The sequence below is a fragment of the Geobacillus jurassicus NBRC 107829 genome, from assembly GCF_001544315.1.
Classification (GTDB): Bacteria; Bacillota; Bacilli; order Bacillales; family Anoxybacillaceae; genus Geobacillus; species Geobacillus jurassicus.
This window is the reverse complement of sequence record NZ_BCQG01000101.1, coordinates 1-3,606: the sequence shown is the minus strand read 5'-3', so window position 1 is coordinate 3,606 and position 3,606 is coordinate 1. Positions and strand designations below refer to the sequence as shown.

Below are 3,606 nucleotides of genomic sequence, written 5' to 3'. Positions count from 1 at the left end.
TTGAGCACCGACCGGGGGCTCGACGATGAAGAGATCTTGCGTTGCTATGCCCAACGTTGGACGATCGAGTGTTTTTTCCGGCAGGCGAAAGATCAGCTGAAGCTTGATGGATACCGCGTCCGCCACGTTCGGGCCGTCAAACGGTACTGGGTGACCGTGTTGTTGGCTTGCGTGTACAGCATAGCCGAATCTCAACAAGACCTCTCCGCCGGACTGGAGCTTCTTCGGTCGCGGAAAGGACACAGCGTCGTGGAGTTCATTTATGACGCCGCGAAGCAAGATATTCCCATTGATGTTGTCAAAAAACAGCTCCATGTCGCCTAAGGGATACCCTGTTTGTCTCTTAAACCATGGAAATTATTGTAATCAAAAATGCTCATCTACAGTAAATTAATTGATATCATGACTTATGATTCCTCCAATACCACATGGTGTAGTATTGCCAATATTTCAGAAAGACAGAGATGTTGGAGGGGAAAAAATGATATTTCGTAAAGGAGAACTGTTTTGTGGTCCAGGAGGACTTGCTTTAGGTGCAAAGTGGGCAAAAGTAACTGATGAAAACGGAAATATTTACAAGATTAATCATGCTTGGGCAGTTGATTACTGTGAATCAGCATGTAAAACTTATCGTAGGAATATTTGTGGTAATCCAGATGATCCTACTGTATATGTAAAGGATGTCAAGGATTTGGATATTGAGAGTTTACCTCCAATAGATGCATTCTCTTTTGGTTTTCCTTGCAATGATTATAGCATTGTGGGAGAACAAAAGGGTATAGAGGGAAAATACGGTTCACTTTATACCTATGGGATAAAAGTCATTAATTATCATAATCCTTTATTTTTTGTAGCAGAAAATGTAGGTGGACTTAAGAGTGTAAATGACGGGAAGGCTTTTATTCAGATATTAAGAAAACTATCTGAAGCTGGAAAAGGATATAAGCTTGTTCCTCATTTATATAAGTTCGAAGAATATGGAGTGCCGCAGACTCGTCACCGAATTATTATTGTGGGTATCCGTAGTGACCAAAATGTAGAGTTTAAAGTTCCCGCGCCGACAACGCCAGATTGTTACATTACTTCGAGAGAAGCTATTACTAATCCGCCAATACCGGCAGATGCACCGAATCATGAATTTACTCGTCACAAAGCAAAAACAGTTGAAATGTTGAAATATATACCTCCAGGAGAAAATGCATGGTATGAAGGAATTCCTGAAGAACTTCGACTAAAGGTAAAACGCACTCGAATGAGTCAAATTTATAGAAGACTTCATCCTGATTATCCTTCATATACTATAACAGGAAGTGGAGGGGGAGGTACTCATGTATACCATTGGGAAGAACCAAGAGCATTAACGAATAGAGAAAGAGCTAGGTTACAAACTTTTCCTGATGATTTTATTTTTGAAGGAAGCAAAGAAAAAGTACGTCAGCAAATTGGAATGGCTGTTCCTCCAAAAGCAGCAAAAGTTATTTTTGAGGCAATATTAAAAACTTTTGCCGGTATTCCTTATGAATTTGTGGAACCAAAATGGAATATAGAAGAATTATTAAAATCAAATGAACCTTTACAATCTCTTACTAACTAAGAGTTTTGGAATAAGGTCAAATAGCGAATGATTATCTTTCCATTTCTTACTTTTTATGGATATCCAAATATTTTTTAAGTATAACAAAGAAGATAAAATTTATTTTTCTTTACTTCTTTACTTACTTTTAATCTAAAGTTATTAGATTCTACTCTAAACAGATTTTAATATAAATTCCAAGATTTTAGGCACGCCGGATAGGATGAAGCTGAAATATTGGAGCTGAAATATTGGAGCTGAAATATATGGCATATACGGTTCCATATAGATGCAACGAAAAAGTTTACCATATCCTTGACGGAAAAGTGGCTTGTCCATTTTTCGACAGTCGATCCAATGCTCGGTAAAAGCTGCAAATGGTAAAGCTTCAAATTGCATCTATACAGAAATCATTCGTTCAAGTGCAACGGCTGGGGAACGATTGCTGTTTCGAACGTTGAAAACATTCTTACCCGATGATTATATCGTATATTATGAGCCAGAAATTCAAGGGAGACGTCCTGATTTTGTCATCATTGGTCCAGATTTAGGGATTGTCGTTTTGGAAGTAAAAAACTATACGCTGTCTACGCTTCTTCAACTAAACAATGATGAGTGGACGATTGTAAATAGAGCAGGAGAACAAACTACGGTAAAAAGTCCGTTTAAACAAGCGCGTGAAAATGCTTTTCATATTGTGAATGTATTAAAAAGAGACAAAAACTTAGTGCACTTAGAAGGAAAATATCGATTTCAATTAAAATTTCCTTACGGGTATGGGGTTGTGTTTACTCGTTTAACACAGAAAGATTTAGTAAAAAAGCAACTTTATCCAGTGATTGACCCCAATCTTTGTTTATTACGCGATGAAATTGATCCAGATAAAGAATCGTTTAGCGAGGAAGTGTTATTTGAAAAAATATTAAATATCATTAGCTTTGCATAAAAAAATTTTCGCTTTGTCAAGTAGCTGAAGACAAAAAAGGATGCAACAAATAAAAAAACTCCTTATAATTAGGAATGTTTCTGTTCCACACAACACCTAATTACAAGGAGGTCTTCTCATGGATTGTACCACATTTCAAGCGGTTTGGAAAGAGCTCGATGTGCGTGTTTTTTCGAAACTAATCCCTATCATCGACGTAGATAAATACATCAAAAAGCTGTCTGCGTATCGTTTTTTACAATTGTTGATTTTTGCGCAAATCAACGAAATCGACAGCTTGACAGCGATGGCGAAACACGTAAAAGACACGAAAGAGCTTCACACGGAATTGGAGTTTGATGCCATTAGTACGTCGCAACTATCAAGGAAGCTAAAACATCTTTCTCCATCGTTATTCGAGACGATTTTCCATCATCTCGTACAGACGATTCAGCGTCAACTCCAAGCAACACCGACGGTTGAACAGATTCGTCGATTACACATTATTGATTCGACAACGATGAGCATGTGCATCGGGCAATATACGTGGGCAACGTTTCGGAAAACCAAAGCAGGCGTTCGCCTTCATTTGCGGGTGGTGGTGCAAAACGACATGACGATTCCTGATCGATGGGTTCTTCTTCCTGCCAAACACGCAGATCGAACACAAATGGAGGAACTCATCACCTACGATGAGGAAGCCATTTATTTATTCGATCGGGGATATGTCGATTACCAGCAGTTCGATCGATTGTGCGAAGAAGGAATTTCGTTCATCACCCGTTTGAAAGACAATGCGATTGTCGAAGTATGGAATGAACAACGCCCAGATGACGAGTCGATTATGCGGGATCAAGAAGGGGTTCTTGGGACGAACAAGACGAAAATGAAACATCCCCTTCGCCTGATTCAAACGAAGGACAGCGAAGGAACGGTCATTGTCTTAGTGACCAATTGTTTCGATCGATCCGCCAAGGAAATCGCAGATTTGTATCGCTGTCGGTGGAAAATTGAAACGTTTTTTAAATGGATGAAGCAACATTTACGAATCAAACGGTTTTGGGGAACGAGCGAGAACGCGGTGTATACGCAAATCTGGGTGGCACTT

3 protein-coding genes and 1 pseudogene are annotated in these 3,606 nt (G+C 39.1%); all 4 read left to right on the top strand.

The window, feature by feature from the left end; all coding sequences use genetic code 11:
• A partial coding sequence (locus GJ1_RS17150) for a transposase (RefSeq protein ID WP_157068420.1) occupies positions 1-324 on the top strand: 324 nt, incomplete at its 5' end.
• A 157-nt stretch (positions 325-481) separates the two neighbouring features.
• Complete coding sequence (locus tag GJ1_RS17145; RefSeq protein ID WP_042412468.1) at positions 482-1,594, top strand: DNA cytosine methyltransferase; 1,113 nt, start codon at positions 482-484, stop codon at positions 1,592-1,594.
• A 376-nt stretch (positions 1,595-1,970) separates the two neighbouring features.
• A pseudogene (locus GJ1_RS17140) lies at positions 1,971-2,504 on the top strand (nuclease-related domain-containing protein); the annotation flags it as partial.
• Between the two features lie 133 nt (positions 2,505-2,637).
• A partial coding sequence (locus tag GJ1_RS17135) for an IS4 family transposase (RefSeq protein ID WP_066235073.1) occupies positions 2,638-3,606 on the top strand: 969 nt, incomplete at its 3' end.

Coding starts and splice junctions, on each gene's coding strand:
- GJ1_RS17145 (WP_042412468.1), top strand. CDS start 482: ATGATATTTCGTAAAGGAGAACTGTTTTGTGGTCCAGGAGGACTTGCT.